The organism is Pseudomonas fildesensis, from assembly GCF_001050345.1.
GTDB classification, from domain to species: Bacteria; Pseudomonadota; Gammaproteobacteria; order Pseudomonadales; family Pseudomonadaceae; genus Aquipseudomonas; species Aquipseudomonas fildesensis.
The window spans coordinates 419797-444053 of record NZ_LFMW01000004.1; the positions used below are offsets into that span (position 1 = coordinate 419797).

At 60.4% G+C, this 24257-nt stretch carries 24 protein-coding genes; 7 read left to right on the forward strand and 17 right to left on the reverse strand.

What is annotated here, in order from left to right; genetic code table 11:
• Positions 1 to 64 precede the first annotated feature (64 nt).
• From ACR52_RS08375 to ACR52_RS08390, 4 genes are read right to left on the reverse strand one after another with little or no spacing between them, the layout of a single operon-like run.
• Positions 65 to 433, reverse strand: a complete 369-nt coding sequence (locus tag ACR52_RS08375) for a glyoxalase superfamily protein (RefSeq protein WP_048722920.1) — start codon at positions 431 to 433, stop codon at positions 65 to 67.
• Between the two features lie 29 nt (positions 434 to 462).
• Complete coding sequence (locus tag ACR52_RS08380) at positions 463 to 1926, reverse strand: N-acyl-D-amino-acid deacylase family protein (RefSeq protein ID WP_048722922.1); 1464 nt, start codon at positions 1924 to 1926, stop codon at positions 463 to 465.
• A 1-nt stretch (position 1927) separates the two neighbouring features.
• On the reverse strand, positions 1928 to 2788 hold the full coding sequence (locus tag ACR52_RS08385; protein WP_048722924.1) for a MurR/RpiR family transcriptional regulator: 861 nt from the start codon (positions 2786 to 2788) through the stop codon (positions 1928 to 1930).
• Between the two features lie 12 nt (positions 2789 to 2800).
• Positions 2801 to 4204: a GntT/GntP/DsdX family permease gene (locus ACR52_RS08390; protein WP_048722925.1), complete on the reverse strand. Its 1404-nt coding sequence runs from the start codon at positions 4202 to 4204 to the stop codon at positions 2801 to 2803.
• A gap of 194 nt (positions 4205 to 4398) precedes the next feature.
• On the opposite strand from ACR52_RS08390, the gene ACR52_RS08395 reads away from it, so the two are divergent.
• Positions 4399 to 4779, forward strand: a complete 381-nt coding sequence (locus tag ACR52_RS08395) for a lysozyme inhibitor LprI family protein (protein ID WP_048722927.1) — start codon at positions 4399 to 4401, stop codon at positions 4777 to 4779.
• A gap of 29 nt (positions 4780 to 4808) precedes the next feature.
• On the opposite strand, the gene ACR52_RS08400 is transcribed toward ACR52_RS08395, so the two are convergent.
• From ACR52_RS08400 to ACR52_RS08430, 7 genes are all read right to left on the reverse strand, one after another.
• Positions 4809 to 6254 (reverse strand): SulP family inorganic anion transporter, encoded by a 1446-nt coding sequence (locus tag ACR52_RS08400; protein WP_048722929.1) that lies wholly within the window; start codon positions 6252 to 6254, stop codon positions 4809 to 4811.
• 117 nt (positions 6255 to 6371) lie between these two features.
• Positions 6372 to 7052 carry a hypothetical protein gene (locus ACR52_RS08405; RefSeq protein ID WP_048722931.1) on the reverse strand — a complete coding sequence of 227 codons (681 nt, stop codon included), beginning with the start codon at positions 7050 to 7052 and terminating at the stop codon, positions 6372 to 6374.
• The gene (locus tag ACR52_RS08410; protein ID WP_048722933.1) at positions 7045 to 8220 is read right to left on the reverse strand and encodes an AAA family ATPase; all 1176 of its coding nucleotides are present in this window, start codon (positions 8218 to 8220) and stop codon (positions 7045 to 7047) included. Before ACR52_RS08410 ends, ACR52_RS08405 begins: the two co-directional genes overlap by 8 nt.
• Before the next feature lie 207 nt (positions 8221 to 8427).
• Complete coding sequence (locus ACR52_RS08415) at positions 8428 to 9321, reverse strand: NAD-dependent epimerase/dehydratase family protein (RefSeq protein ID WP_048722935.1); 894 nt, start codon at positions 9319 to 9321, stop codon at positions 8428 to 8430.
• A gap of 158 nt (positions 9322 to 9479) precedes the next feature.
• Complete coding sequence (locus tag ACR52_RS08420; protein ID WP_048722937.1) at positions 9480 to 10376, reverse strand: LysR family transcriptional regulator; 897 nt, start codon at positions 10374 to 10376, stop codon at positions 9480 to 9482.
• 30 nt (positions 10377 to 10406) lie between these two features.
• Positions 10407 to 10997, reverse strand: coding sequence for an NAD(P)H-dependent oxidoreductase (locus tag ACR52_RS08425; RefSeq protein WP_048722940.1), 591 nt, complete (start codon positions 10995 to 10997; stop codon positions 10407 to 10409).
• A 117-nt stretch (positions 10998 to 11114) separates the two neighbouring features.
• Positions 11115 to 11879: a sulfite exporter TauE/SafE family protein gene (locus tag ACR52_RS08430; protein WP_048722941.1), complete on the reverse strand. Its 765-nt coding sequence runs from the start codon at positions 11877 to 11879 to the stop codon at positions 11115 to 11117.
• Between the two features lie 119 nt (positions 11880 to 11998).
• Between ACR52_RS08430 and ACR52_RS08435 the strand changes: the two genes are divergently transcribed.
• Positions 11999 to 12895 (forward strand): LysR family transcriptional regulator, encoded by an 897-nt coding sequence (locus tag ACR52_RS08435; RefSeq protein WP_048722943.1) that lies wholly within the window; start codon positions 11999 to 12001, stop codon positions 12893 to 12895.
• Here the strand turns inward: ACR52_RS08435 and ACR52_RS08440 are convergent.
• Positions 12841 to 14247 carry an amino acid permease gene (locus tag ACR52_RS08440; RefSeq protein WP_048722945.1) on the reverse strand — a complete coding sequence of 469 codons (1407 nt, stop codon included), beginning with the start codon at positions 14245 to 14247 and terminating at the stop codon, positions 12841 to 12843. The genes ACR52_RS08435 and ACR52_RS08440 overlap by 55 nt on opposite strands.
• 178 nt (positions 14248 to 14425) lie before the next feature.
• Positions 14426 to 15676 (reverse strand): kynureninase, encoded by a 1251-nt coding sequence (gene kynU, locus ACR52_RS08445; RefSeq protein WP_048722947.1) that lies wholly within the window; start codon positions 15674 to 15676, stop codon positions 14426 to 14428.
• Positions 15677 to 15820: 144 nt separating this feature from the next.
• Between kynU and ACR52_RS08450 the strand changes: the two genes are divergently transcribed.
• Positions 15821 to 16294 (forward strand): Lrp/AsnC family transcriptional regulator, encoded by a 474-nt coding sequence (locus tag ACR52_RS08450; RefSeq protein ID WP_048722949.1) that lies wholly within the window; start codon positions 15821 to 15823, stop codon positions 16292 to 16294.
• A gap of 124 nt (positions 16295 to 16418) precedes the next feature.
• Here the strand turns inward: ACR52_RS08450 and catA are convergent, their stop codons facing one another.
• Genes catA through ACR52_RS08465 form a run of 3 tightly spaced genes read right to left on the reverse strand, consistent with a single transcriptional unit; the run spans position 16419 to position 18821 of the window.
• Complete coding sequence (catA, locus tag ACR52_RS08455) at positions 16419 to 17348, reverse strand: catechol 1,2-dioxygenase (RefSeq protein ID WP_048722950.1); 930 nt, start codon at positions 17346 to 17348, stop codon at positions 16419 to 16421.
• Positions 17349 to 17389: 41 nt separating this feature from the next.
• A complete protein-coding gene (gene catC, locus ACR52_RS08460; RefSeq protein ID WP_048722951.1) occupies positions 17390 to 17680 on the reverse strand; it encodes a muconolactone Delta-isomerase in 291 nt (96 codons plus the stop codon).
• A 16-nt stretch (positions 17681 to 17696) separates the two neighbouring features.
• Entirely contained in the window at positions 17697 to 18821 is a 1125-nt protein-coding gene (locus ACR52_RS08465) for a muconate cycloisomerase family protein (RefSeq protein WP_048722952.1), read from the reverse strand.
• 114 nt (positions 18822 to 18935) lie between these two features.
• On the opposite strand from ACR52_RS08465, the gene ACR52_RS08470 reads away from it, so the two are divergent.
• Positions 18936 to 19826: a LysR family transcriptional regulator gene (locus ACR52_RS08470; RefSeq protein ID WP_048722953.1), complete on the forward strand. Its 891-nt coding sequence runs from the start codon at positions 18936 to 18938 to the stop codon at positions 19824 to 19826.
• Positions 19827 to 19855: 29 nt separating this feature from the next.
• Here ACR52_RS08470 and ACR52_RS08475 read toward each other — a convergent pair whose 3' ends face one another.
• Entirely contained in the window at positions 19856 to 20851 is a 996-nt protein-coding gene (locus ACR52_RS08475) for an AraC family transcriptional regulator (RefSeq protein WP_048723005.1), read from the reverse strand.
• Positions 20852 to 21163: 312 nt separating this feature from the next.
• On the opposite strand from ACR52_RS08475, the gene antA reads away from it, so the two are divergent.
• From antA to antC, 3 genes are all read left to right on the forward strand, one after another.
• The gene (gene antA, locus ACR52_RS08480) at positions 21164 to 22555 is read left to right on the forward strand and encodes an anthranilate 1,2-dioxygenase large subunit (protein WP_048722955.1); all 1392 of its coding nucleotides are present in this window, start codon (positions 21164 to 21166) and stop codon (positions 22553 to 22555) included.
• Positions 22555 to 23046: an anthranilate 1,2-dioxygenase small subunit gene (antB, locus tag ACR52_RS08485; protein WP_048722956.1), complete on the forward strand. Its 492-nt coding sequence runs from the start codon at positions 22555 to 22557 to the stop codon at positions 23044 to 23046. Before antA ends, antB begins: the two co-directional genes overlap by 1 nt.
• A gap of 149 nt (positions 23047 to 23195) precedes the next feature.
• Positions 23196 to 24203 carry an anthranilate 1,2-dioxygenase electron transfer component AntC gene (gene antC / locus ACR52_RS08490; protein WP_048722957.1) on the forward strand — a complete coding sequence of 336 codons (1008 nt, stop codon included), beginning with the start codon at positions 23196 to 23198 and terminating at the stop codon, positions 24201 to 24203.
• Positions 24204 to 24257 lie beyond the last annotated feature (54 nt).

Consider the following 24257-nt stretch of genomic DNA (forward strand, 5'->3'; position numbering starts at 1 on the left):
AAACTGGGATTGCAATAAAAAACCGCCCTACTAAGGCGGTTTTTTATTGCCTGCGATTTACCGCTCAGCCCTCGCCTTCCTCCACAAACACCACCCGATTCCCAAACGGGTCGTTGATGCTCATCTCCCGCGAGCCCCAAGGCGTTGCCTCAACCCCAGGCTTGGCATAACGGTAATCCTTGCCCAGCAATTGCTGCTGATAAGCGTCCACTCCCTGCGCCTGAATTCGCACCGCTGCGCCCGGCGAGGCATCGCCATGATGCTCGGACAAATGCAGCACGCACTCCCCCAACGACACCTGCAGATACAGCGGAAAATTCGCCTCGAACCGGTGCTGCCAATCAACCTTGAACCCCAGGAACTCGACGTAGAATTCCAGGGCCTTGGCCTCGTCGAAAATTCGCAAAATGGGGGTGACTTTTCCTAAGTGCATGGCGACCGCTCCGTGTAAAAGAGCGCCCACTATAGAGTCGAAAACCCGCCACGCAAATCCCCGCTGCGCGCCAAAAACCGCCCCGGGCGCTGACCGTTCGCCTGCCCATCGCTATAGCTCAACACCCCGTTGATCCACACACCCTCAATCCCTTCAGCCGCGCGTTGAGGCTCTTTGAAATCTGCCACATCCCGCACGCGCAACGGGTCGAACAGCACCAGGTCCGCCCAATGCCCTTCGCGAATTTCACCGCGCTCGGACAAGCCGAACCGAGCCGCCGACAACCCAGTCATCTTGTGTACGGCCGTGTGCAACGGGAACAACCCGACATCCCGGCTGAAGTGCCCCAGCACCCGCGCAAATGCGCCCCACAAACGCGGATGAGGGAACGGATCTTCAGGCAACCCGTCAGACCCCACCATCGACAACGGATGCGCCAGGATGCGCCGCACATCGGCTTCATCCATCCCGTAGTACACCGCCCCCGCCGGTTGCAGGCGACGTGCAGCATCGATCAACGAAACGTCCCACTCGGCCGCGATATCCTGCAAGTCCCGCCCGCCGACTTCCGGGTGCGGCGTCGACCAGGTGATGGTGATACGAAAGGCATCGGTGACTTGCTTGAGGTCCAGGGTCGAAGAACTCGCCGCATAGGGATAACAGTCACACCCCACCGGATGTGTTTTCGCAGCCGCTTCCAACGACGCCAACAGTTTCGGACTACGCCCCCAGTTACCCGCGCCGGCGCATTTGAGGTGGGAAATGATCACCGGCACCCTGGCATGCCGGCCGATCAGAAACGCTTCGTCCATCGCCTCCAGCACCGGCTCGAATTCACTGCGCAAATGCGTGGTGTACATCGCACCGAACGCCGTGAGTTCTTCGCTGAGTTGCAGCACTTCATCGGTCTCGGCACTGAACGCGCTGGCATACGCCAGGCCAGTGGATAACCCGAGGGCGCCGGCTTCGAGGCTCTCCTGCAATTGCACACGCATCGCCGTGATTTCATCGGGCGTGGCGGTGCGTTGCAGGTCGTCCATATGGTTGCTGCGCAGCGCAGTGTGGCCAATCAGCGCCGCAACGTTGACCGCCGGGTGGGCGTTTTCCACAGCAGCGCGGTAATCGGCAAAACGCGGATAGACGAACGCCTCACGCTTGCCCAGCAGGTTCATTGGGTCCGGTGGATCACTGCGCAAACTGACCGGCGAAGCGCTGATGCCGCAATTGCCGACGATCACCGTGGTCACGCCCTGGCTGAGCTTGGGCAGCATCTGCGGATGGCGAATCACCACTGTATCGTCGTGGGTGTGCACGTCGATAAACCCCGGCGCCAACACGCGGCCGGCTGCGTCAAGTTCATGCACGCCATGGGCGGCCGACAGATCGCCGATTTTTTCAATACGCCCGTCGCGCAACCCCACATCTGCGACGTAACCGGGCGTGTTGCTGCCATCAATGATCAGCGCCTGGCGAATCAGCGTGTCGTACTTCATATCAGTCTCCAAGCGGCAGGCTATCGGGGCCGCCGCGATAATCGTCCAGGGCCAGCTTGATCCGTCGCAGGCGTTCCTGGTTGTCGTCGGGCATGGCCAGCGCCAGCTCGGTGGCGAGCAGGTCGATGGCCAACAGCATGCCGTAGCGCGCCGCCGTGGGTTTGTAGATAAAGCTGGTTTCGGCCGGCTGCAGCGGTAGCAAGACATCCGCCAACTGAGCCAGGGGTGAGTCGGCCAGGGTGATGGCGACGATGCGCGCGTTATAGTTGCGGGCCAGCGCCACCACGTCGAGCAGTTCGGGGGTGAGGCCGGTCAGCGAGCACACGATCAGCACATGTTCCGGGCCCAACGTTGCGGCCGTCACACGCATCATTACCGGGTCGTGGCACGCCGCAATCGGGTAACCCAAACGCACCAGCCGCACCTGTAATTCATCGCTGCACAGGCTCGACGGGCCGCCCATACCAAATGCGTGGATCATCCGCGCCCGGCCCAGCAGGTTGACCGCATCGACAAAGCTGGCTTGGTTAAAGCCCGACAGGTGCTGACGCAACGTCGCTTCGATGTCGCCGAGAATCTGCCGGTGAAACGCCGACTGTTCCGGCAACCCCGTCGGATCGAGGAAACGACTGCCGACGCCACTGGCCTGGGCCAACTGCAAGCGTAAATCGCGCAGATCGCGGCAGCCGACGCTGCGCGCAAAACGCGACAAGGTAGCAGTACTGACCTCGGCCCGCTGGGACAACTCTTCCAGGCTGGCCGACGCGGCAAAGCCCACGTCATCCAGCATCAGTTTGGCGATTCGCCCTTCGCCGGCGCTGAAGGAATCCTGGCGGGCGCGGATCTGGTAGAGGATGTCCATGAGGTCTCCGGGTTACAGGATGCACGAAAGACCATAGGTAAGACCGAACGCGACCACCGAAATCAAGGTCTCCAGCACGGTCCAGGTCTTGAAGGTCTGGATCACCGTCATATTGAAGTATTCCTTGATCAGCCAGAAGCCGCCGTCGTTGACGTGGGAAAAAATCACCGAGCCGGCACCGGTCGCCAGCACCAGCAGTTCCGGGTGTGGATAACCCAGGCCCAGCGCGACAGGCGCGACCACACCGGACGCCGTGGTCATGGCCACGGTGGCCGAGCCGGTGGCGATACGCATCAGCGCGGCGAACAGCCAGCCCATCACCAACGGCGACAGGTTAAACGCATTGGCCAGGCCGAGAATTTCGTGGGTCACGCCCGCGTCTACCAGGATGCGGTTCAGCCCGCCGCCCGCGCCCACCAACAAGGTGATGCTGGCGGTCGGCGCCAGGCATTCATTGGTGAACCTGAGGATCGACTCGCGGTTGAAGCCCTGTGCCAGGCCCAGGGTCCAGAAGCTCACCAGAGTCGCTACCAGCAGGGCGATCACCGAGTTGCCGATAAACAACAGGAACTGGTTAAGCCCTGTGCCCGGCGTTGAAATCACGTTAGCCCAGCCGCCGATCATCATCAGCACCACCGGCAATAAAATCGTGCCCATGGTCAGGGCAAAACTCGGTAAACGGGTGCGCGGTTCGCGGTCGATGAACTGGCGTTCCAACGGGTTTTCCGCCGGCAAGTGAATGCGCGGCACGATGAACTTGGCGTACAGCGGGCCGGCGATGATCGCCGTCGGAATACCGACGAGGATCGCATAGAGCACGGTCTGCCCGACCGAGGCGTTGTACGCCAGCACCGCCATCATCGCAGCCGGGTGCGGTGGCACCAGTGCATGCACCACCGACAAACCGGCGACCATCGGCAAGCCGACCATCAGGATCGAGACCCCGACACGCCGCGCCACGGTAAAGGCGATCGGCACCAGCAACACAAAACCGACCTCGAAAAACAGCGGCAGCCCCACCAGAAAGGCGATACAGACCATGGCCCAGTGGGCATTGCGCTCGCCGAAACGGTTGATCAGCGTGCGCGCCACCTGCTCGGCGCCGCCGGACTCGGCCATCATCTTGCCGAGCATGGTGCCCAGCGCCACGACCAGGGCGATATGCCCCAGGGTTTTACCGACGCCCGCCTCGTAGGAGCCCATGATGGTATCCGCCGGCATCCCGGCCATCAGCGCCAGGCCGATGGACACCAGCGTAATAACGATAAACGGGTTGAGCCGGTAACGTGCAATCAGCACGATCAAAGCAATGATGGCGATGGCAGCGTATGCCAATAGCCCGAAGCCCGGTGATGCGGCCATGCGGTACTCCTCGGAAAGGGTCACGTCGAGTTGGTTGTGAAACTCATAAATCATTACCGATGAATATTTTCAATTTTTATGAAAGTAATTTTCGCCCACAGATAAGCGCTGTCGCGTTGGGATATGCCCGACACTCGTGGATGAAAATTCAGAGGGTGTTCTTACATGAAGATCAGAGAATGCCGGAAACTCAGCCGCTACCATCGAGTCATAGAATGCGCATCCATTCATGCCCAGGAAAATCGACCATGATTCGCACATCCCTCGCTGCCAGCGCCCTGCTTCTAGCCCTGTGCGCCGTCGCCTCGGCCGCCGATAACCCGGCGCTGAAAAAATGCATGGACAGCGCCAACACGACCGCCGACATGGTCACGTGCAACGCCAAGGAAGCCAAGGTGCAGGATGCGCGCCTGAACAAGGCTTACAAAACCGCCCTAGCCGCCCAGGAAGGCGCGCGCAGGCAGCAACTGCAAGATGTGCAGCGCTTGTGGATCAAATACCGCGACGCCAATTGCGCCTTCGCAGGCTCGGCGACCGGCAGCACCATCGATCAGGTCAACGGCTCCGGCTGTGTGCTGGACATGACCCAGACCCGCGCTCAGGAACTGGAAGACCTGGTCGGGCCGTAATACACACTCGCGCCTAAAGGGGTATGTGATCAGTCGTGATGAACCTTGGCGCGCTTGAGCAGTTTTTTGCAGCGCTCGGACAAATGCAGCACCCGCAAATGCTTGCCGGCCTTGCTGTAGCGCTCGCGCAGGGTCATCAATGCAGCAATCGCTGAATAGTCGACAAAGCTCAGGTGACGACAATCCAGCGTCACCTGGGCAGGGTCGCTCGCAGGATCGAACTGGTTCAAAAACGGCGTAGTCGACGCAAAGAACAACGTGCCATGCAACCTATAGAGCTTGCTGCCGTCCGCTTCCAGATGCTCATCCGCATACAGCTCACGCGCCTGTTGCCAGGCGAAATTCAGCGCAGCGATCACGATGCCGCAGAGCACGGCTGTGGCAAGGTCGGTGAACACCGTGATCACGGTTACCGCAAGAATCACCAGCACGTCATTGAACGGCACTTTGTTGATCACCCGCAGCGACGCCCAGGCGAAGGTCTGCTGGGACACCACAAACATCACCCCCACCAGCGCCGCCAGCGGAATCCGCTCGATCAGCGGTGACAGAAACAGAATAAACAACAGGATCATCACTCCGGCAAACACACCGGAGAAACGCCCGCGCCCGCCGGAACTGAGGTTGATCACCGTTTGCCCGATCATCGCGCAGCCGCCCATGCCGCCGAACAGGCCCGAGGCTATATTCGCCGCGCCCAGGGCCACACTTTCGCGGTCTGGGTAGCCGCGAGTCTCAGTGATTTCGTCGGTAAGGTTCAGGGTCAGCAGGGTTTCCAGCAGGCCAACCATGGCCATCAGGAATGCGTAAGGGGCGATGATGCCAAGGGTTTCCAGGGTCCAGGGAATCTGCGGCAGGGCGAAGGTCGGCAGGCCGCCAGCGATGTGGGCCATGTCGCCGAGGGTGCGGGTCGGCAGGCCGAGCAGGTACACCGCCAGGCCCACGCCGAGGATCGCCACCAACGCGGGCGGCACCGCGCGGGTGATGCGCGGCAGCAGGTAGACGATGGCCATGGTCACCAGCACCAGGCCGGTCATCACGTACAGCGGCGTGCCGCTGAGCCAGGTCTCGCCGCTCTTGAAATGCTCCAGTTGCGCCAAGGCAATGATGATCGCCAGGCCGTTGACGAAACCGAGCATCACCGGGTGCGGCACCATGCGTACCAGCTTGCCCAGGCGCAGCAGGCCGAAGGCGACCATGATCAGCCCGCCCAGCAACACCGTGGCGAGCAGATATTCCACGCCGTGCTGCACCACCAGCGCGACGATCACCACCGCCATCGACCCCGCCGCGCCCGAGACCATGCCGGGCCGCCCGCCGAACAACGCGGTGAGGGTGCAGATGATGAAAGCGCCGTAGAGGCCCATCAGCGGGTTGAGGTGAGCCACCAGGGCAAAGGCGATGCATTCGGGTAGCAAGGCGAAAGACGTGGTGAGGCCGGCCAGGGCATCGGCGCGCAGACGGGTGAGGTTCATGGGGTACCCAAGAGTAAATCAGGAATAGATTCAGCTATCACAGATGATAAAAGCGACCTGATAAGGTCGCTTTGAAGTGTATGAAAAATCGTCGCTATCTTAACAGTTTCCAGAGGGCTACACGGCCCTCACATCCTGATCAAATATATCGGCCTGCGCGCAGAGCAGGCAGACCTGCGCCCACCGAGCCTGGAGCAATGGCGCTTTCGCAATGTAGTCGAGACGACTTTTGATTTTTGATCCCTTGGCCAAATGAGCCAGCACGCTCTTCATATTCAAATGGCATTCAAGTTCCTTCAGCACAGCGGCCCCCGCAGGGAGGACAGCCGCAGCCAACCAGGACTCAATCGCCTTGGAAGGAATACAAATAACCGTTTTATTGGTTGGAACAACATTCCCCAGCCAGGACAACAAAACCGTGCGCAAAGCAGTAACTGAATCCTGTGCATTAGGACAAGGCATCTGACAGGGCAGCGGCCCCCAGTTATTTTGCAACGCCAGTGCTTCAAGTCCGGAATTGGCATACGTCATGCCCGCCACGTCAGCGTCCAAGTGCACTATATAAAAGTCATACATGAAAAGTGTCGGGTCATCATGCAGTACGCCCTCTCCACGCTGGACACTTTGATGGCACCACTTGGCAACGCCACCCCAACCCTCCCCTAGCTCTCTTGACGAAGCTTCTGGCTGTATTAACTTCAGAACAAAGGGCGCCTGCAAAATCGCTTTAAGCGCTGCTTCTATCACGACCAGATCGGTTTTCCCTTCGGCGATTAACGCGATACGCAAATCAGACATTCGGGAGAGCCCCTAGGTGCCCCATCATCCAGAGCCGGGAGAGTGGATAGTTTTTGTTCATCTCCAAGAGCTTTTCAGTCGGCGCTATGCGAGTGACGCTGGTGTGGCCTTCACTGTTGCGGTCGACTGCAAACAATCGGATCTCATCATCCGAAAGGTCAAGTCCATCCAGTACAGCGGGGTTATGGGTAGTAAATAACAACTGGCGTTGTGCATCATTGACTCTTAACCAATACGCCAATTTCTCTGTCAAACGCATTGCCAACCGTGGGTTCAACGCCTGATCCAAGTTATCAATCGCCACGACCATTGGAGCAGTGGGTGACAAGCATAAAATCGCACTGAACAATACATACAAAGCCCCTTCGCTGGCATCGTAGGCAGTCAACGTATTTCGACCTGGTCTCATGAAGCGGTCTGTCAGCTTCAACACTCGCTGGCCCCGAGGGACAGAGGGAGAAAGCAGACTGCCGGCGGTAGAGACCGCATCAATATCAACAACCCAATCGATCAACTCCAATACCGAATCCATTAAATCGGGATCGCTGCTCAACACACTCTTGAGTTCATCGAATGCTTCGGCCAGACGCCCCCCGGCCAATCCCAATGGAATGCGTGTTTGTGGATCCGCCACAGTTGCACGCAAAGAAGGGGTATTAGGACTGTAGATCGCATAGTCCTGCAAGTTTTGCATCAGCTTCCCGGCGAGGTTCTCCGGAGGCAAATCAACCAGTTTTAATGCTGCGAGCCCCGCCGTTGGCTTCATATTTTTGCTGCTTCTAACGCCGCTGGTCAAAATTTCGGTTTTTTCATCCCGCAGGTATTCGGTCTTAAAACTCCAGGCAGACTCGGGCTTCTCAATCGGGTTCAAAATTGAAGTTCGATACTCTTCGCCTGCCTGCCCTTTGGCACTTAAATGAATTTCGGGCCGAATACTGGTGCCTGTAAATGAAGTCTTGAACAGTCGCGGCAACCCGTCTCTGACGCCCCGACGAGTCAGTGATTCCGAGTCTACGACCCCATTTGCTGCCGCCCCCAACACACCAAGCGCCTCAAGGATATTACTCTTCCCAACACCGTTGGCACCGATGAAACAATTGACTCGGCCTAGTTCGAGGGTCAGCTCAGGAATGGACTTGAAGCCTTTAATCACTATGGTTTTAATCATTCAAGACTCCCAGTCTTCCATCACCAAAAACTACGGTGCGTATCAGCCTGATGACAAGTGCCATCGAATACTCGCATTCAATGTCGAGGTTGCATTCTCAGGGCTCAGCGTCGTTCACGCAATCCAGGAAATACTTCTCGTACGCCATTAACACAAACGGCCGCCCGAGGGCGACCGTTTGTATGGCGACGCATCTAGCTGTAGATGTCACACCATCTCGTTGCGAATCCAATCGACGACGGACGTCCGCTTCGGTGCCCAACCCAACAGTTCACGCGCATGTTTGCCACGCACCCGGCTGTTGGAGCCCAGGCCGTAGTTGGCCATTTCATAACCCCACTCGGCTTCGGCGTCAGCCAGTGGCCAATCCTGCGGTTGACCCAGGTTCAGCACTTGGGCGATAGCGGTGGTCATGTCGATAAACGCCGCTTCGCTGCTTTCCACAAAGTAGAAAGTGCCCGGTACATTCTTCGTAAGCGCCAGCAGGTACAGCGCCACCACGTCTTCGATATGCACGTTGGACCAGATGTTCTGCCCAGTCCCAACATGGCGCACCACCCCACTCTTGCGCGCCTGCTTGAGCAAACGTGGCAATTGCACGCTGTCGCGCTTCACGCCCAGGCTGTGGCCGTAGATCAAGGTGTTGCAGATCACCGCCGAATTCACGCCGTCTTTGGCCGCCGCCAGGATCAGGTCGTCGATGGCTACCCGCGCGGCCTTGTCGACGGTCGGTTCCGGCAGGTTGTCTTCAAAATAGATGACATCGCTGGCCTTGCCGCCCGACGCATCCCCTACGATGCTCGAACCGCTGGTGTGCAGGAACGGCTTGTTCGAACCTTTTAAGGCGGCGAGCAGGGTTTCTACGGCAGCACGGTGGTCGCTGCTGGCGGCGTTGATCACCGCGTCTGCCTTCTTCGCCTGTTCAGTCAGGACCGCGCTGTCGTCCAGGGTGCCAATCACCGGGGTAATGCCCAGGACAGTCATTTCAGCGGCTTGTTCGGCGCTGCGCACCAGGCCAGTGACGGTGTGGCCAGCGTTGACCAGGCCAGTGGCGATGGAACCACCGATAAAACCTGCTGCGCCGGTAATGAATACGTTCATGGAGTGTTCTCCTGACTGGGTAAGTGATGGGTGTAGGAGCTGTCGAGCGCAAGCGAGGCTGCGATGGGTGCAACTCGATGAGTGCCCAAATGATGACGGTGCTGCTCCTGATGAATAAGTCCCTATTACCCAATTCAATCTTGCGCAGCGATCACGAATCAGCCGGCATACCGCGCCAGCTTGGCCTGGATAAAGTCCAGGAAGCACTGGATACGCAAGGCCAGTTGCGAGTTGCGGTAGAACACCGCGTGGATCGGCTGACGATAACCACTGTTGAACGCCTCCAGCACCGGCACCAGGCGCCCGGCGTCGATGTCGTTGACGGTCATGAAGTTCGACAGGCAGCAAATGCCCTGCCCTTCCAGCGCCAGTTGCCGCAAGGTTTCGCCGCTGGAGGCGGCTATGCCGGGCTGGATCAGCCAGCGGTCGCCTTCCACGTGGCGCAACGGCCAGTGGTTGAGGGTTTCGGTCTGGGTGAACCCCAGCAACGTGTGATCGACCAACTCGGCGACTGTCGTCGGTGTGCCGTATTGCTTGAGGTATTCAGGGCTGGCAAGGATATGCAGCGGCGTGCAGCCAAGGGACCGCGCATGCAAGGTAGAGTCGGCCAGGGCGCCGATGCGAATGGCGATGTCGGTGCTCTGCTCCAGCAGGTCGATGATCAAGTCATCGCTGTTCAGCTCCAGCTGGATCTGCGGGTACAGGCGCCGAAACTCGGCAATGTACGGCACGATCCCGTGCAGCATGAATGGCACGGCGGCATTGATGCGCAGCCGTCCGGCCGGGTTTTTCTGGCGTGACGACAGGCGTTCTTCCAGCTCTTCCATTTGCGCCAGGATCACCTTGGCCTGCTCGAAGAAGTACTTGCCCTCCTCGGTCAGGTCCATGCGCCGCGTGGTGCGGTTGATCAGCGTGGTGTCGAGCTTGGCTTCCAGGCGTGACAAGGTGCGGCTGACCGCCGACGGCGTCTGCCCGGCCTGCTCCGCCGCTGCTGAAATCGAGCCGCACTCGATCACGCTGACGAAGATCTGTAGCTCATCGGATCGGGCTTTCACGGGCGGTCCTCTTTATCGGTTCATCGCAGCTTACACCGAGAGGTTGAACACCTGCGCCAGATGCGCCTCGTAGCGTGCCACGTCGGTCTCGATGGCCGGGCGTTTCATCACGTCCACGCAGAGGAAGGTCGGCAGAGCGGTCATGCCGAGGAATTCGTTGGCCTTGTGAAACGGGAAGTACACCGCGTCCACACCCTTGCCTTCGAAGAAGTCAGTCGGGTCGTCGAAGGCTTGCTGCGGTGCGTTCCATGTCAGCGACAACATGTACTGCTTGCCTTGGACCAGGCCGCCGCTGCCGTACTTCTGCGACGCATCGGAGCGGGTACGGCCATCGCTGGCGTACAAGCTGCCGTGGCCTTCGGTAAAAACTTCGTCGATGTACTGCTTGACGATCCACGGCGCGCCCATCCACCAACCGGGCATCTGGTAGATGATCACGTCGGCCCAGAGGTATTTGGCGACTTCCTCGGCCACGTCGTAGCCTTCGTCGATGTGGGTAACTTTGATGTCGACGCCGCCACGGTCCAGCACCGCCACGGCGGCTTCATGCAGGGTGGCGTTGTAGCGGCCATCGGAGTGGGCGAATTTTTTGCCGCCGTTAAGCAGGAGGACTTTTTTCATGGGAGGGATCCAAAGGGTTAGAAATGTCTGGGGGCAGACTATCGGCTTGGATCTCTTGGAATAAGCAGCGGCACGGCAAAATACATTTGACTGAAACGCATGAATTCTTCTGTATTGTTAACCGCTAATCAGCAGATGGCCTCCCAATAGCGCCATGCCAATGAAAAATACCCGTTTGAACAGCACGGCGCTGATGCGCTGGCGCAGCACCTGGCCGAGCCACATGCCCAGCAATGCGGGCACCAGCGCCAGCAGCGAGGCATTGATTTCACCGCCGCCCAGCGTACCGCGCCAGGCCAGCCCGGCGGCCAGCGCCAGCGTCGAAACGGTGAACGACAGCCCCAGCGCCTGCACCAGTTGATCGCGACTCAAACCCAGCGCCTGCAAGTACGGCACGGCGGGTATCACAAACACGCCGGTGGCCGAGGTGATGATGCCGGTGATCAGCCCACACAACGGCCCCAGCCAACGTTCGGTCCCCGGCTTCACGTTGAACGTGGGCAAGAACAGTCCGCTCAACGCGTAGGCCAGCAAGGCCCCGCCCAACGCCCGCACCACCCAGTGCCCGCCGTCCATGCCCAGCCACAGCGTGCCGAGCCCGGTGCCGAGGAAAATCAGCAGCAACACCGGCCACAGGCGCTTGAGCAAGGCCCTCAGATGGCCGCCAAACGCCAGTTGCCAGAGGTTGGTGACCGTCGAAGGAATGATCAGCAATGCCGCAGCCTGCGCCGGCAGCATAGCCAGGCCGAGCATGCCCATGGCGACGGTGGGCAGGCCAAGGCCGATCACACCCTTGACGGTGCCGGCCAGCAGGAAGGTGGCGAACACCAGCAAAGTCGGGGTAAGGCCGAGGTTTTGGTAGAACGCTGGGAAGGTATTCATGGGGGGATTGTGGGGGTTTTCGAGGGGGACGGAAATTCGCCATATACTGAGGCAGCCTCTTGTTTTATGTGAGGCTGAGGGCCTCATCGGGGCCAGTCCAGTCACCCGAGAAATCAGCCATGCACTTTGACCTGATCGACTTGCGCCTCTACCTGCACATCCTCGACACCGGCAACATCACCGCCGGTGCCGCCCGCAGCCATTTATCCCTGGCCGCCGCCAGCGCCCGCATCCGCGCGATGGAGGCCTCGCTGGGCATCGAGTTTCTCGAACGGGGCCGTCGTGGCGTCACCCCCACCGCTGCGGGCAAGGCCTTGGCCCGGCACGCGCGCCTGTTGCTGCAACAGGCCGATCACCTGCAACAGGACCTGGCGGAGTACGCCAAGGGCGTCAAAGGCCAGGTGCGCCTGCTGTGCAACACCACCGCCCTCAGCGAATACCTGCCGGAACTGCTGGCGGACTTTCTGCGCGAACACCCCAACCTCGATATCGACCTGCAGGAACTGCCGAGCCTGCGTATCACTCACGCCTTGCGCCAGGGCACGGCGGACCTGGGGATCATCTCCGATTCGGTAGACACCCACGGCCTGCAGACCCTGGCGTTTCGCGACGACCCGCTGGTGCTGATCATGCCGCTGGAGCATCCGCTCGCGGCCAGCACAGTGAGTTTTATCGACAGCCTGCAACACGACTATGTGGGCCTGTCCGCCAACAGCGCACTGGCGGTTTACCTGGAAGAACAGGCACTGCACGCCGGGTTTCGCTTGCAGACGCGCATTCGTGCCGATGGCTTTGATGGCGTGATTCGCATGGTTTCCCGTGGCGCGGGCCTGGGGATCGTGCCTCTGGCGGCGCTGGAGCGTTGGCCGTCGGCGCAGGGCTTCAAAGCCCAACCTCTGCAAGAAGATTGGGCCTGTCGAAAGCTACTGTTATGCGCGCGCTCGTTCGAACAGCTGCCCGGTTACGCCAAGGCCTTGTTCGACGCCTTGGCCCTGCCCTTGCGGAAAAATCCGTAATACACCGCCGACAGAATCACCAGGAACGGCACGCCAAACACCAGCGTCATCTTGAACGCCTCGGTGAAATACGTGGTGATCATCACCGCCCCCATCAGCACCAGGCCCAGCAGCGTACTGTAGGGAAACAGCCGCAGTTGGAACGACAACTTCGCCCCGCCGTGGCGCTTGCGATAGCGGCGGAAGAACAGGTGCGTCAGGAAGATCATGAACCAGGTGAAGATCGCGCCAAACATCGAGATCGCCATCATCAGCGTGAACGAACTTTCCGGATACACCACGTTGAGCAAAGTCGCCAACGCGATGCCCGAGCTGGACAGCAGCAACGCGTTCAGCGGGATGCCGCTCTTGCTCAACGCGCCCATGGCACTGGGCGCAAAACCGGCGCGCGAGAGGCTGAACATCATGCGCGTGGTGATGTAGAGCTGGCTGTTCATCGCCGACAACGCAGCGATCAGGATCACGAAATTCATCACCCCGGTGGCACCGGGAATACCGATGGTCTGCATCACCGTGACGAACGGGCTTTGGCTCTGGCCGGCCTGGTTCCAAGGCACAATGGCGAGCATCAACGCCAGGGTCAGCAGGTAGAACACCACCAGGCGCACGATGGTCGCGCGAAAGGCCTTCTTGACTGCCTGCTCCGGGTCGGCGGCTTCACCGGCGGCAACCGCGATCATTTCCACGCTGAGGTAGCTGAAGATCGACACGATTACCGCGATCCACATGCCGCTCAAGCCGTGGGGGAAAAAGCCGCCATGGGCGGTGTAATTATGCACGCCGTAATCCGGCTTGCCGGAGCCGAACACCACATACACCGCCAAGATGATGAAGCCGACGATGGCGCTGATCTTGATCGTCGAGAACCAGTATTCGAAGGTGCCGAAGGTCTTCACGCTGATCGCATTGAGCGCAATCAACACGCTGGAAAACGACACGATCCACACCCATTCCGGCACGTTGGCGAACCAGTACTTCATGTACATCGCCACCGCCGTGACCTCGGCGCCCACCGCCAACACAATCGCCGCCCAGTAGGCATAGCGCACCAGGAACCCAGCCAGCGGGCTGATGTAGAACTCGGCATAGGCGCCAAACGAGCCGGAGGTGGAATGCGCCACCGTCATCTCCGCCAGGCAGCCCATCAACAGCAAGGTGATCAACGCGCCGATGGCGTAGCTCAGCAACACGCTGGGCCCGGCATAGCCAATGGCGTAGGCGCTGCCCATGAACAGCCCGGTGCCGATGGCGCCACCGATGGCGATCATGCTCATCTGGCCGCAAGTGAGCTGGCGCCTCAGGCCCAGTTCGCGGTGGGTGATCTCTGCAAAGCCGTTGTCTGGCGTGGTCACGTGGTGTGCCCCTTTATTATTGTGATTGCACTATTTGGCTACTTGCACTGCCCCCTGTGGGAGCTGTCGAGCTTTAGCGAGGCTGCGATGCAGGCGCCTCGGTCGGTCAGGCACACCGCGGTGATCCGATCGCAGCCTCGCCGGGCTCGACAGCTCCCACATTGGATTTGTGGTGCTCTTAAGTGACGCTGTTGCGCACCTTGAATTGCGGCTGGTCCCAAGTGGCGTTATCAAGAATTTCGCCGAGGATTTCCACCGCGTCCCACACCTCGGTAAAGCTGGTGTACAGCGGGGTAAAACCAAACCGCATGATGCGCGGCTCGCGGTAATCACCGATCACGCCACGGGCGATCAGGGCCTGTATCACCGCGTAGCCTTCAGGGTGTTCGAAGCTCACATGGCTGCCGCGCTTGGCGTGCTCGCGTGGGGTGATCAGCGCCAGCTCATGGGCGGCGCAGCGGGTTTCGACCAACGCGATAAACAGGTCAGTCAAAGCGAGCGATTTGCTGCGCAGGCTGGCCATGTCGGTCTGGGCAAAAATATCCAGCCCGCACTCCACCATGGCCAGCGAGGTGATCGGCTGGGTGCCGCACAGGTAACGCGCGATGCCGGCGCTCGGCGCATACGCCGACTCCATCGCGAATTGCCGCGTGTGCCCGAACCACCCCGACAACGGCTGGCGCACCACGTCTACCAGCGCAGGGTTGACCCACACGAACGCCTGGGAGCCCGGGCCGCCATTGAGGTATTTGTAGGTGCAGCCAATCGCGTAATCGGCATTGGCGTGATGCAGGTCGATGGGCACCGCGCCCGCCGAATGTGCCAGGTCCCAGATACTCAACGCGCCACATTCGTGGCTCAAGGCGGTGAGTGCCTGCATATCGTACATGTAGCCCGTCTTGTAGTTGACGTGGGTGAGCATCACCACCGCCACGTCCTGGTCGATGGCCTGGGGCAGTTCGTCCGGGCTGTTCACCAGGCGCAGGGAATAGCCCTGTTGCAGCAGTTCGGCCAGGCCTTCGGCGATGTACAGGTCGGTGGGAAAGTTGCTTGCCTCGCTGACGATCACCTTGCGCGCAGGCGTGCGTTGACGCTGCACAGTCAACGCGGCGCTGAGCACCTTGAACAGGTTGATCGAGGTGGTATCGGTGATCACCACTTCGCCGTCACGCGCACCGATCAACGGGGCCAGGCGATTGCCCAGGCGCTGGGACAGGTCGGCCCAGCCGGCGCTGTTCCAGCTGCGAATCAAGCCATTGCCCCATTCGTCCGCGATCACCGCCTGCGCCCGCGCCAACGCGGCCACCGGACGTGCGCCGAGGGAGTTGCCGTCGAGGTAGATCACGCCAGCAGGCAACGCGAACTGGTGACGCAATGGCGCCAACGGGTCCTGGGCGTCGAGGGCGTGGCAATGGCTTCGGGTGGTCATGAGCGATCCTGCTTTTTATGAGTGAAGATGGACCAAATAATGAACGAAGCTTTAGAGAATTTTCGTGCAAAGTGGCGGGCAACAGGCTAATTAAGCTGTAGGAAATTCGAATTTAAACCGAAAACACGCGGATTTATTCTAACCATGATTCTCGACGCCACCGACCTGCGCCTCCTGCATTTCCTGCAACAGGATGGCCGTATCAGCAACCAGGAACTCGCCGAAAAAGTAGCCCTGTCGCCCTCTGCCTGCCTGCGCCGTTTGCGCTTGCTGGAGACTGAGGGAATCATCAGCGGTTATCGCGCGGTGTTGAATGCCGAGCGGCTGGGGATTGAGCTTGAGGCCATCGTCCACCTGTCATTGCGCCAGGATGTGGAGGATTGGCATGAGACGTTTATCAAGAAGGTGCAAGGCTGGCCGGAAGTGGCCAGCGCCTATGTGATCACCGGCGCCAGCAACTATGTGCTGCGGGTGCAGGCGCGCAACCTCAAGCACTTTTCGGACTTTATCGTGAACCACCTGAACCGCACGGCGGGGGTGATGGATATTCGGTCGGAGATTGTGTTGCAGAAGATCAAGGATCGGGATGAGGTGCTTGACCTGGTCATCCGCAAATAACAGCAACACCGTCGGTCAAATGTGGGAGGGGGCTTGCTCCCGATAGCAGTGTGTCAGTCACTTAAATGTTTACTGATAAGCCGCTATCGGGAGCAAGCCCCCTCCCACAGTTTTTTGACCGGGTTCAGTCTTCGAGGGCGCGCACGCGCTGCATGCGTTTCTGGTCTACCGGCGCAGCCGCGGCTTGCAACTCGAAGTCAAAGTCAACCTGCGCAAACCGCCCTTGCACGCCATACTCATGCGCCAGTTGCTGATCGTCACTGAAACGAATCTCGGCGATCAGCTCATCGCGCGTCGCATAGGCAAAATCATCATGCAGGTACGGGTCATCCGACAGGTTGATCTGCGTCGTCAGGTGCCGATGCCCCGGCGCCGAGATGAAGAAGTGGATATGCGCCGGCCGCTGCCCATGCCGCCCCAACTGGTCGAGCAACTGCTGAGTCGGTCCGGTTGGCGGGCAGCCATACCCCGACGGCACAATGCTGCGCAAACGATAGTTGCCCTGGGCATCGGTCTCGATGCGCCGGCGCAGGTTGAACTCCGATTGCGCAGGATCAAACCACGAATACGTGCCGCCGCTGTTGGCCTGCCAGACATCGACAATCGCGCCCGCCAACGGCTTGCCATCGGTGTCGCGCACCTGGCCACGCATGAACAGCGGAACCGCGTCGTCCTGGCCATCGTCCAGCCGTGCTTCGTATTTCGATAGCGGTGCACCGGCCACATACAACGGGCCTTCGATGGTGCGCGGGGTGCCGCCGGACTTGCCGGTTTCTTCATCGGCGGCGTCCATCAACAGGTCCAGGTAATGCTCCAGGCCCAGCCCGGCAGCGAGCAACCCGGCCTCCTGGTTTTTGCCCAGTTCGTTGAGGTAGTTGACCGCCTTCCAGAACTCTTCCGGGGTCACTTCCAGGTCTTCGATGATGTTTACCGTGTCCCGCAGGATTCGGTAAATCAACGCCTTGGTGCGCGGGTTGCCGCCGTCGTTAAGGTTGCCGCTGGCTTCTTCGAGAAAGCGTTGGGCGTGGGCAGTCTGGGACAGTCGGGTGGACATGGTGCATTCCTCATCTTGTAGTTATTAGTTTGAAAACCAGCCTAGCGGTCGTCCTCATGGATCGACGAAGGGTGCCGGCACAGGGCATTCACTTCGATGGTCATGTAGGGGTAAAGCGGCAGTTGCATCAGCAGGTCGTGCAGTTCTTGCACGCTGTCGACATCGAACACGCTGTAGTTGGCGTAGAGCCCGGCGATGCGCCACAGGTGGCGCCATTTGCCTTCTTGCTGCAGGCGCTGCGCCAAGGCTTTCTCTTCGGCCTTGAGGCCGGCGGCGCGTTCGGGGTTCATGTCGACGGGCAGGTTCACGGTCATTTTTACGTGGAACAACATGGCAGGCGTCCTCGGGTTATTTATCGCGACGGAAGAACGCCAGACGCTCTTCATCGATGGCCAGGCCCAGGCCCGGCGCGGTGGAGACATGCAGCTGGAAATCGCGGTACACCGGCGGCTCGGTGAGGATGTCTTCGGTGAGCAACAGCGGGCCGAACAGTTCGGTGCCCCACGCCAGCTTGTTCAACGTGAGGAAGGCATGCGCCGAGGCCAGGGTGCCAATGCCACCTTCGAGCATGGTGCCACCGTACAGGCCGATCCCCGCCGCTTCGGCAATCGCCGCCGTGCGCAGTACCGCGCGCGGGCCGCCGTTCTTGGCGATTTTCAGGGCGAACACCGAGGCTGCGCCTTCGCGAGCCAGGTTGAAGGCGTCTTCGACACACTCGATGGATTCGTCGGCCATGATCGGCGCCGGGCTCGACAGGTTGAGCCGGGCCATGCCGCTGCGGTTGTTGCGCGAGATGGGTTGCTCGATCAGGTCGATGCCGTTGTCGCCGAGCACCTTGCACGCGCGCAGGGCGACGGCTTCATCCCAGGCCTGGTTGACGTCGACGCGCACACTGGCGCGGTCGCCCAGGGTCTTTTTGATCGCGATCACATGGGCCAGGTCGTGGCTGACTTCTGCGGCACCGATCTTCAATTTGAAGATGCGATGGCGACGCAGGTCGAGCATCTTTTCGGCCTCGGCAATGTCCTGCGCGGTGTTGCCGCTGGCCAGGGTCCAGGCCACCGGCAAGGCATCGCGTACGCGGCCGCCGAGCAGTTCGCTGACCGGCAGGTTCAGGCGTTTGCCGAGGGCGTCGAGCAAGGCGCTTTCGATACCGGACTTGGCAAAGGTGTTACCGCGAATGCTGCGCTCGAGGCGCAACATGGCGGCGTTGATATTGCTGGCGTCCTGGCCGATCAGCAGCGGCGCGAAGTGGCGGTCGATGTTGACCTTGATGCTGTCGGGGCTTTCGTTGCCGTAGCTCAGGCCGCCGATGGTGGTGGCTTCGCCGATGCCTTCAAGGCCGTCGGCGCAACGCACGCGAATGACCACCAGGGTCTGGTTTTGCATCGTGTGCATGGCCAGCTTGTGCGGGCGAATGGTGGGGAGGTCGACGATGACGGTCTCGATCGACTCGATGGCGCAAATCGGCATGGCAATACCCGTTGGGTTCTTTATAGGTTGTAGCCGATTCTGTGCCGTATCTTTAAAGGCTTCCAATATAGAATGGGTCTCGAACAATACCTCCAAGGTATGAAAGGAGCCGTCATGGAACTGCGTCACCTGCGCTATTTCCAGGTGCTGGGAGAGACCCTCAACTTCACCCGCGCCGCCGAACGCCTGCACATCGCCCAACCGCCGTTGAGCCGGCAGATCCAGCAATTGGAAGATGAGCTGGGAGTGATTTTGCTCGAACGTGGCCGACCGCTGCGGCTGACCGAGGCCGGGCGGTTTTTCTATGAGCACGCCAATGTGTTGCTGGAGCAACTGGGCAAGGTTTGCGACAACACCCGGCGCATCGGCCAGGGCGAGAAAACCTGGCTGGGCATCGGGTTTGCGCCGTCGACCTTGTACGGTGTGCTGCCGGAGTTGATTCGGCGGTTGCGCAACCATGAGGCGCTGGAGCTGGAGCTGGGGCTGTCGGAGATGACCACCTTGCAGCAGGTCGAAGCGCTCAAGGCCGGGCGTATTGACGTGGGTTTCGGGCGCATTCGGATCGACGATCCGGCTATCGTCCAGCGCGTATTGGTGGAGGATCGCCTGGTGGCCGTGCTGCCGGCCGGTCACCCGTTGCTGGCCGCGCCCGCGACGCTCGCCCAATTGGCAGCCGAGCCTTTTGTGCTCTACCCCGGCAACCCACGCCCCAGCTATGCCGACCATGTGATTGCGTTGTTCGACGCCCACGGCTTGAGCCTCAAGGTGGCGCAGTGGACCAACGAATTGCAGACCGCCATCGGCCTGGTCGGCGCAGGCATGGGCGTGACGCTGGTGCCCGCTTCGGTGCAGGTGCTGCACCGGGCGGATATCGGCTACACGCCGATCGTGGAAGCCACGGCGACCTCGCCGATTATTCTGAGCCGACGGGTGAATGATCAATCGCCGGGGCTCAGCCATTGTCTGCAACTGGTGGAAGAGTTGATTCAAACACCTCCCTTGTAGGAGCCGGCTTGCCAGCGCCTACAAGGGGGCTAGCGTTGGCGCCGGGCATCGTTGCGTTGCAGAGTCTGGCTGGGCGACTCATCGAACAGTTTCCGGTACTCCGCCGAAAATCGCCCCAGGTGGGTAAAACCCCAGCTCAACGCGATTTCGGAGATGGTGCGAATGGAGCCGTGTTCGAGGATTTCCTGGCGCACGGCACCCAGCCGATGCTTTTTCAGGTAGGCCATGGGCGACAGGGCGAAGTATTTGCGGAAGGCGTCAAACAGCTTGAAGCGCGACACGCCGGCGGCGGCCTCGAGGTCTTCCAGGTGCACGGCTTCACGGGCGTTGTCGTGGATGTACTGGCGCGCACGAATGAGGTAATGCGGCAGTTTCACCCCCAGTACATCGCGCAGTTCTTCGGAGTAATTGTTCGGCTGGGCGAGGATCAGCCCCTTGATCAGCGAGCTTTCCAGGTCGCGGGTAAACGCCGCCTGCTCATACAACTCGCTGCTGCGCTCAAGCTCCGCGATGAAGTAACGCGCCATGCGCCACCATGACGCCGGGGCGCCGTCCACCGCGTCCATCACTGATTCAAACCGCAGCGGCGCCTCAATCGGCCGTTGCAGCAAGCCTTCCAGCGACTCGCTCATCGCCGCGCGGGTGATCACCACTTGCAGCTTGCGGCAGTCGCCGGAAATCGCCAGCACCTGGTGCTCGTTGGGCGAGATGATCACGCCTTGGTCACGGTTGGAACTGAGGCGCTCACCGTTCTTGCTCAACTCCTGCTCGCCCACCAGGGGCAGGCTCAGGCTGTAGCTGCTGAAGTGTTCGGCGTCTTCGATGTCGATGGTCACGTCGGTGCCGTATTCGATCACGCCCAGGGTGGTGGCGCGGGACTTGAACACGTTGGCGCTGTGATGGAAACGCAGGCGCTCGGGCGTGGCCGTCGCCAGGCGGTGGGGCCCGCAGATGCCGGACATCCAGCTGCAGGCGCCTTCCAGGTCGAAGCGTTGAATATGAATATCACGTGTATGGCTACTCATCAGGGTGCACCCACGGCGGTTAGGCATATGCGCGCTCTGACGGCGCGTCGTTATTGTTCGACAGCAAGTTCCACGCCACGCCAGCGGCATTGTCACTGGGTGGATAGCAACGGTCGACTAAGTGGATAAGAACCCGACTTTTCCGACAATGGCCTTGCAAGACAGTAGCGCATTGCGTCACCGCCCTGCACCGCCGTGGGTATTTGCTGCCCAATTATCCGGCCCACCTTCACCCATTAAGCGGATAGCCCGCGCACTGCCTCGCTGCCTCTAATAAACCACCGATTAGCCCCTATCAAAAAGGTGCCTCCCATGAGTGGTGCAAGAAGCGTCGAGCAGTGGAAAAGCTTTATCGAAAGCTGCCTGGATTTTCGCCCTGTGGATGAAGTGTTTCGCATCGCCCGCGACATGTTCACCGAGCCGGAACTGTTCGACCTGGAGATGGAACTGATCTTCGAAAAGAACTGGATCTACGCCTGCCACGAAAGCGAACTGGCCAACAACCACGACTTCGTTACGATGCGCGCCGGGCGCCAACCGATGATCATCACCCGCGACGGCGAAGGCCAACTCAACGCGCTGATCAACGCCTGCCAGCATCGCGGCACCACGCTGACTCGCGTCGGCAAGGGCAACCAGTCGACCTTCACCTGCCCATTCCACGCATGGTGCTACAAGAGCGACGGCCGGCTGGTGAAGGTCAAGGCGCCGGGGGAATACCCGGAGGGTTTCGACAAGGCCACGCGCGGCCTGAAAAAGGCACGCATCGAAAGCTATAAGGGCTTTGTATTCATCAGCCTGAATGTGAATGGCACGGACAGCCTGGAAGACTTCCTCGGCGATGCCAAAGTGTTCTTCGACATGATGGTCGCCCAGTCCGCCACCGGTGAGCTGGAAGTGCTGCCGGGCAAGTCCGCCTACACCTACGACGGCAACTGGAAACTGCAAAACGAGAACGGCCTGGACGGTTATCACGTCAGCACCGTGCACTACAACTACGTGGCCACGGTGCAGCATCGCCAGCAGGTGAATACCGAAAACGGCACGGGCTCCGGCACTACGCTGGACTACAGCAAGCTCGGCGCCGGCGACGCGAATACCGATGACGGCTGGTTCGCCTTCAACAATGGCCACAGCCTGTTGTTCAGCGACATGCCCAACCCCAGCGTGCGCTCCGGCTACGCCACCATCATGCCGCGCCTTGCGTGCGAACACGGCCAGCCAAAGGCCGAGTGGATGATGCACCGCCTGCGCAACCTGAATATCTACCCGAGCCTGTTTTTCCTCGACCAGATCAGCTCGCAGCTGCGCATCATCCGCCCGGTGGCGTGGAACAAGACCGAGATCATCAGCCAGTGCCTGGGGGTGAAAAACGAGTCCGACGCCGACCGCGAAAACCGCATCCGCCAGTTTGAAGACTTCTTCAACGTGTCCGGCATGGGCACGCCGGATGACCTGGTGGAATTCCGCGAAGCCCAGCGCGGTTTCCAGGGCCGGCTGGAGCGCTGGAGCGATATCTCACGCGGCAGCCATCGTTGGCAGACCGGCCCCACGCCGAACAGCGAAGCGCTCGGCATCCAACCGGCCATGACCGGCACCGAATTCACCCATGAGGGCCTGTACGTCAACCAGCACCGCAACTGGCAGCAATTCCTGCTCAAGGGCCTGGATCAACAAGCGCTGAAGCTGCGGGAGGTGGAGTGATGAGTGCCCAGTTGCAGTACCAGATCGAGCAGTTTTTCTACCGCAAATCCGAACTGTGCGACGCCCAGGACTGGGACGCCTATGTGCAGTTGTTTGACCCGCAGAGCGAATTCCACCTGCCGCAGTGGGACTCGGAACACGTCTACACCCGCGACCCCAAGCGCGAGATGTCGTTGATCTATTACGCCAACCGCTCGGGCCTGGAAGACCGCGTGTTCCGCCTACGCACTGGCAAGGCGGCGTCAGCCACGCCGATGCCGCGCACGTTGCACCTGATCAATAACGTGCGCATTGCCGAGCAGGCGGACGGCACGTTGGAGGTGCGGTTGAACTGGCACACGCTGTTCTATCGGCTGACCACGTCGGAGCAGTTTTACGGGCATGCGACGTACCGCCTGAAGCCGAATGGCGACAGCTGGCTGATCACGCGTAAGCACGCGTTGCTGCTCAACGACACCATCAACTCGGTGCTGGATTTCTATCACCTTTGATCAGGCACATCACACCCTGTGGCGAGGGAGCTTGCTCCCGCTGGGCTGCGCAGCGGCCCCAAAAAGCTTGGGAGCGCTGCGCACTCCAGCGGGAGCAAGCTCCCTCGCCACAAGGTATGCGCACGTCATGTATACGCGGAGAGAAACAAATGAATCACAAAGTGGCCTTCAGTTTTGCCGACGGCAAGACCCTGTTTTTCCCGGTGGGCGCCAATGAAGTCCTGCTGGATGCCGCCCTGCGCAATGGCATCAAGATCCCCCTGGATTGCCGCGAAGGCGTATGCGGCACTTGCCAGGGCCGCTGCGAGTCGGGCGACTACACCCAGGATTATGTCGACGAAGAAGCCCTCTCCAGCCTCGACCTGCAGCAACGCAAGATGCTCAGTTGCCAGACCCGGGTGAAGTCCGACGCGGCGTTCTACTTCGACTTTGATTCGAGCCTGTGCAATGCGCCTGGGCCGGTGCAGGTTCGCGGCACAGTGAGCAAGGTGCAGCAAGTGTCGACCAGCACGGCGATCCTGCAGGTGCAGCTGGATCAGCCACTGGATTTTCTGCCCGGCCAATACGCGCGCCTGTCGGTCCCCGGCACCGACAGCTGGCGTTCCTATTCCTTCGCCAATCGGCCAGGTAATCAGCTGCAGTTTTTGATCCGCCTGCTGCCCGACGGCGTAATGAGCAACTACATGCGGCAGCGTTGCCAGGTCGGCGATCACCTGCTGATGGAGGCGCCGCTGGGTGCGTTCTATCTGCGCCACGTCACCCAACCGTTGGTGCTGGTGGCCGGCGGTACCGGCTTGTCGGCGCTGCTCGGCATGCTCGATGAGCTGGCCGCCAATCGCTGCGATCAACCCGTGCACCTCTACTACGGTGTACGCGGCGCCGAGGACTTATGCGAGGCCGAGCGCATCACTGCCTACGCGTCGAAACTGCCCCATTTTCGCTACACCGAAGTGCTGAGCGACGCCTCACCCGAATGGCCGGGCAAACGCGGCTACCTCACCCAACACTTCGACCTGGCCGAATTACGGGACAGATCGGCGGATATGTACGTGTGCGGCCCGCCGCCAATGGTCGAATCCATCCAGCAATGGCTGGCGGATCAGGCACTTGATGGCGTTCAGCTGTATTACGAAAAGTTCACGCAGAGTAATATCTGACCCCTCAGCACTTCTGGGGGGCTGGTGCGGCGTGCAATCAACCCTGAGAAAAAC